Genomic DNA, 4347 nt, shown 5'->3' with positions numbered 1-4347 from the left:
TTCATCTATTTTACTTACATATCGGAAAGGTTCCTGATTATACCAAATCAGGAACCTGTCTTTTTTTCTCCCACAAACATTTTACTCATACACATCTACTAGGGGAGTCCAATAGCTTGGACTGAGAGAAGAACGCGCAAAAGTTCTTTGACCCTCTGAACCTGATCTGGGTGATGCCAGCGTAGGGAAGTAGATGGTGCGAGTGTCATTCGCTTGTACTATTTGCGGACAAAATCAGGTTCTTTTTATGGAACCTGATTTTTTTACGTGTTGGCATTGCTCCTATTAAAAAATGAAAAGGAGCGAATAAGAATGAACAACTTATTTTCCAACATGTTATTTCCCTCAAGTAAAAAAGTGTACGTGCAAGGAAGACGAAAAGATGTTTGTGTTCCAATGCGAGAAATTCAACTGTCGCCAACAAAAACAGAAACAGCGATAATAGAAAATGAACCGATCTGCGTCTATGATACAAGCGGCCCGTACACCGATCCACTTTTTGAACCGAATATTCATAAAGGATTGCCAACATTAAGAGAAAAATGGATAGTCGAACGCGGCGATGTCGAAAAATATGAAGGACGATTTTCTAAAGCTAACTTACCTTTTCAACGCAAACCGATGCGCGCAAAAAAAGGAAACACGGTTACACAAATGCACTATGCAAAACGAGGGATCATTACACCTGAAATGGAGTTTGTCGCAATTCGCGAACAAATGGATCCCGAATTTGTTCGTCAAGAGGTGGCGGCAGGAAGAGCAATTATCCCAGCTAATATTAACCACCCTGAAAGTGAACCGATGATTATAGGAAGTAAATTCCACGTGAAAATTAACGCAAATATCGGAAATTCAGCTGTCACCTCTTCCTTAGAAGAAGAAGTTGAAAAAATGCTTTGGGCGATCCGCTGGGGCGCTGATACTGTCATGGATTTATCAACAGGAAAACATATACACGAGACTCGAGAATATATTATTCGCAATTCTCCTGTTCCAATTGGTACTGTCCCTATTTATCAAGCATTAGAAAAAGTCAATGGAGTTGTCGAACATTTATCATGGGACGTTTATCGTGAAACATTAATCGAACAAGCAGAACAAGGGGTCGACTATTTTACTATTCATGCTGGCGTATTACTTCGTTACATTCCTTTAACAGTCAATCGCACGACGGGGATCGTTTCTCGCGGTGGTTCCATTATGGCGCAATGGTGCTTAGCACATCACGAAGAAAACTTTTTATACACTCATTTTGAGGAGATTTGTGAGATTTTAAAAACTTACGATATCGCTATTTCACTTGGGGACGGATTGCGCCCTGGTTCGATTGCGGATGCAAACGACGAAGCTCAATTTGCCGAGCTGCAAACACTTGGAGAATTGACAAAAATTGCTTGGGAGCATGATGTTCAAGTCATGATTGAAGGTCCGGGACATATTCCAATGCATAAAATTAAAGAAAATGTCGACAAACAAATAGAAATTTGTCACGGGGCACCTTTTTATACATTAGGTCCAATAACTACTGACATTGCACCAGGTTATGACCATATCACCTCAGCTATCGGTGCAGCAATCATTGGGTGGTACGGCACGGCGATGCTTTGTTATGTTACTCCGAAAGAACATCTCGGATTGCCAAATAGAGACGATGTCCGTCAAGGTGTTATCGCTTATAAAATCGCTGCTCATGCTGCCGATTTAGCAAAAGGGCATCCTAGTGCACAAAAAAGAGACGACGCCTTGTCAAAAGCACGGTTCGAATTCCGATGGCATGATCAATTCAACTTGTCTTTGGATCCTGAACGTGCGCGTGAGTATCATGATGAGACGTTACCAGCTGAAGGAGCAAAACTTGCCCACTTTTGTTCAATGTGCGGGCCAAAATTTTGCTCAATGAACATCTCACATCAATTGCAAAAAACTTTACAACACGAAGGAATGAAGGAGAAGGCAAAACAGTTTGTCGAACAAGGAAAAGCATTATATATAAACAAGATGCAAGTTGAGCGCTAATGCTCAACTTGCATCTTGTTTGACAGTTTCCTTTTTTTATCTTAATTTTATTACGAACAGTATATTTCATAAATATTTAGAGAGGAGAGAAAAACATATTGACCGATTTTATCATTTTTTTGTTAGGACTCCTTTTGATTATAGGTGTATTAACGACAAAGTTTTCTTCATGGTTAGGAGTGCCGTCCCTTGTTTTCTACATACTGGTTGGAATGATTTTATCGAAATTTATATACTTCGACAACGCCTTCCTAACTCAAATATTCGGTATTTTTGCATTGATTGTCATTTTGTTTGAGGGTGGCATGAACACAAAATGGAATACATTAAAAAAGGTGATCGTTCCATCCTCCTCTCTTGCGACATTCGGGGTACTTATTACAGCTATTTGTGTCGGTGCCTTTGCAAAATATATTTTAAATATTTCATGGGCAGAGGGGCTACTATTGGGAGCCATCGTGTCTTCTACTGATGCAGCAGCCATTTTCGCTACATTAGGGAGCGTATATGTAAACCGCCGTCTCTCTGCAACACTAGAGGCAGAATCAGGAATGAATGACCCTATGGCTGTTATTTTAACTCTTTCTTTAATTACGTTCGTCCAAAATCCTGAAATATCTATACTTCATACTTTATTGGGGTTTTTTTGGCAAATTATTTCAGGCATCTTAATTGGACTTGGAATGGGGAAATTAACCATTTGGTGCATGAACAAAATTCATCTGGATTCGTCTGGACTATATCCCATCCTATCTCTATCATTTGCAGTACTCTCCTATAGCACTGCCGCTTTAATGAAAGGTAGTGGATTCCTTGCTGTATATATCATGGCTGTTTTTGTCGGTAATTCCCAAATCGTTTATCGTCATTCTGTTTTTCGTTTTAATGAAGGATTAGCATGGATGATGCAAATATTTATGTTCATTTTACTTGGATTACTTGTTTTTCCGAATGAGTTAGTAGAGGTAGCGTGGGAAGGCATTGTTCTTGCGATCTTTCTTATCATTGTAGCAAGACCAATTAGCGTAATGGTAAGCACAATAAAAATGCGTTTTTCTATGAAGGAAAAATTGTTTCTTTCCTGGGCAGGTCTAAAAGGTGCTGTCCCGATCGTTTTGGCAACTTACCCTCTCATTGCAAATATTGAAAATAGCCAACTGATTTTTAATATTGTTTTCTTTATTGTTCTCATTTCTGCTCTTATTCAAGGATCAACCATTTCTTTGTTAGCTAAGCATCTAGGATTATTGCATGGAGAAAAAAAGGAGGTCGCTCATTCCCTTGAATTAATGTCAACGACAAAAGCGGATAAAGAAATTGTTGAAATTCATATTGGAAGTAAACAATCTCATTTATCGAAAATGACAGTTAGTCAACTTCCTTTACCTAAAGATTGCTTAATCACAGCTATTATTCGGAATGAAAAAATTATTACCCCGAAAGGAAATGCGCGATTGCTTGAAAATGATGTTGTTTATATATTGATTGAAAAAGGAAAAATATCAGAAATCTATAAAATATTTTCAATAAACGAAGATATATAATTTTAAGCAAAAGTAAATAAGGGCGAGAAGCTTCTCTCGCTCTTACACAAACAAAGTTGGCTTCCTACTTACTCCATTTTATCATTAAACAAATTTAAAAATATCACTAACAAGTCCATTCACTTCAATTCATTTCTTCAGACTATGTTTTTCTACAAATCCTTTTTAGATAATCTCTCTTCTTTATTTAGCTAACGAATTATAAGAACTTCCTGTAATCCGATAATGAATCAAATAGGTGAAATAAAAATGATGTAGTAGATCATATTTCACTAAATCGACACATATGATGTGTATCAGACTTGGTCATTTATTTTCATTTGAAAACGGATACAAAAGGAGGAGTTTACATGATTTATGCTCAGCCTGGGCAACCTGGCTCACTCATTACATTTAAAAAGAGATACGAAAATTTCATCGGTGGAGAATGGGTACCTCCCATTGACGGTGAATATTTTGAAAATATTTCGCCCGTTACTGGACAAGTATATTGCGAAGTCCCTCGCTCGAAAGCAGCTGATGTCGAATTAGCACTCGATGCTGCTCATGCGGCGAAAGAAACATGGGGACGCACATCTGTCGCTAAACGTGCACGCCTATTAAATAAAATCGCAGACCGAATGGAAGAGAATTTAGACATGCTTGCGGTCGCAGAAACATGGGAAAACGGAAAACCGATTCGTGAAACGCGTGCCGTGTTTTTGTCAATAATAAATTGAGCCAGAGCGATCACTTCAAAAGTGAGCCACTTTTAGAATCAGAGTTCCCATAAATGGGAGAGGGTGGG

The 4347-nt window shown here is 38.4% G+C and carries 2 protein-coding genes, 1 pseudogene and 1 riboswitch; all 3 genes and pseudogenes read left to right on the top strand.

Annotated features, from left to right (window positions below):
* Nucleotides 1-90 precede the first annotated feature (90 nt).
* Nucleotides 91-205, top strand: a riboswitch (TPP riboswitch).
* 107 nt (nt 206-312) lie between these two features.
* Entirely contained in the window at nt 313-2016 is a 1704-nt protein-coding gene (gene thiC / locus EKC99_RS15040) for a phosphomethylpyrimidine synthase ThiC (protein ID WP_163152620.1), read from the top strand.
* A 98-nt stretch (nt 2017-2114) separates the two neighbouring features.
* Complete coding sequence (locus EKC99_RS15035; RefSeq protein WP_163152618.1) at nt 2115-3560, top strand: potassium/proton antiporter; 1446 nt, start codon at nt 2115-2117, stop codon at nt 3558-3560.
* 350 nt (nt 3561-3910) lie between these two features.
* Nucleotides 3911-4249: pseudogene (locus EKC99_RS15030) on the top strand (aldehyde dehydrogenase family protein); the annotation flags it as partial.
* Nucleotides 4250-4347: the final 98 nt, after the last annotated feature.

Source organism: Anoxybacillus sp. MB8 (assembly GCF_011006755.1).
GTDB lineage: Bacteria > Bacillota > Bacilli > Bacillales > Anoxybacillaceae > Anoxybacillus > Anoxybacillus gonensis.
This window is presented reverse-complemented; position numbering and strand designations above follow the sequence as displayed.